Genomic DNA, 1,533 nt, shown 5'->3' with positions numbered 1-1,533 from the left:
TTAGTGGCCAGTACTATATTGAGCAATTGGCAAACGCCAAAGTGCTGCATTATTTATTGTTCTATGATGCAAGCGGAGTGAATGTGGGAGGGACCACGATCGAGCGTACTACCGCGCACCCCGGCTACCAAAGCTTATCGGCAACGGGTGTCATACCCGCCACGGCCAAGCGAGCACGTGTGCATGCAGGTCTAGCTTCCACGGCTCCTAACGGGTCAGGAACCGTATACGTAGATTCAGTTATGTTCAAGTATGGGACGGACAGTAACATCGTGGCCAACCCTGAGTATGAAAAGCAGACGCGCCCAGGTAGTAGCCTTGCGGATGGTTGGGACTACTGGAAGTCGAATCCGGACATGGCAACGGGGATGGCGGTGGTTAATACGCCGGTAGCACCGTGAACTGACTCCTTCAGAAATACAATTGAATCCGTACAAAACATTTCAGGGAACAGAGAATGGTTTGCTAGGATCATGGAAGGCATATGCGTCTCAACTAAGGAGGTTTTTATGTATTTACTAAAAAAACTATTTATACCACTCATTCTTTTATTGTTTGCCTTTAATATATCAGTAGAAGCGAGCTCTACGATTTATGACTATGATCATAATGGGAGAATGGTAAAAGGCACATCCGAAATTGGGAATATCACATATGAATATGATAGTAATGGAAACCTTAAAAAAAGAGTTATAGATAACAATTTACTGAAGAATGGTTCATTTGAAACTCACACTGAAGTTTTGAATGGTTATGCGGATTGGTGGAACAAGGCTGCAAGCCCAGAAGTCTCAGAAAGCAGTGAAGTGGTCGACGGTGGAACCTCTGGATCAAAGGCCCAGAAAATCAGTGCGTCAACAATACCAGCTGGTGGCAAATTGTTTCTATATCAAGATGTGGCGATGGAAGGGAATAAGCCATATACATTCCAGGCCATGATGCAGATTCCACAATTAATCAACAGTAAAGTAGTATTTGCCCTCAGCTTCGCGGATGCAGGTGGGGTTACGTTGAGCACGGCAACATCAGAAATGGGAACGACATTGCCTGGCTATACATCGAAGACAATGAGCGGGGTTACTCCCATGAACACAGCTAGTGTAAGGGTGCATATTTATTTGCTGGGAACCGCGGCGGGAGGAAGCGGAACCTTCTATATCGATCAGGCCAGTTTACGGTATACGAATGATGATAATTTACTTACAAACGGTTCATTTGAAACAGCAATTGGAGGTCTTAACGGAATTGCCAATGGATGGAACAAAGCGGATAGCGCGGGAATCACGGGAAGCAGTGAAGTGATCGATGGTGGAACCTCAGGATCAAAGGCTCAGAAAATCAGCGTAGTAACGATGCCAGAGGGGGGAAGGTCATATTTATTTCAAAATGTGGCGATAGAGGGGAATAAGCCCTATACATTCCAGGCGATGATGCAGATTCCAGAATTAATCAACAGTAAAGTAGTATTTGCCCTCAGCTTCGCGGATGCAAGTGGAACCACGATGAGTACCGCAACATCAGAAATGGGAACGA

The 1,533-nt window shown here is 45.5% G+C and carries 2 protein-coding genes; both read left to right on the top strand.

Features of this window, described 5'->3' with window-relative positions; genetic code table 11:
* Nucleotides 1-401: hypothetical protein (locus tag LRL21_RS44590; RefSeq protein ID WP_240422184.1), on the top strand; the 401-nt coding region annotated here is incomplete at its 5' end.
* A gap of 108 nt (nt 402-509) precedes the next feature.
* Nucleotides 510-1,533: hypothetical protein (locus LRL21_RS44585; protein WP_240422183.1), on the top strand; the 1,024-nt coding region annotated here is incomplete at its 3' end.

Origin of the sequence: Paenibacillus periandrae (assembly GCF_022458865.1) — a bacterium.
Taxonomy (GTDB): Bacteria; Bacillota; Bacilli; order Paenibacillales; family NBRC-103111; genus Paenibacillus_S; species Paenibacillus_S periandrae.
This window is presented reverse-complemented; position numbering and strand designations above follow the sequence as displayed.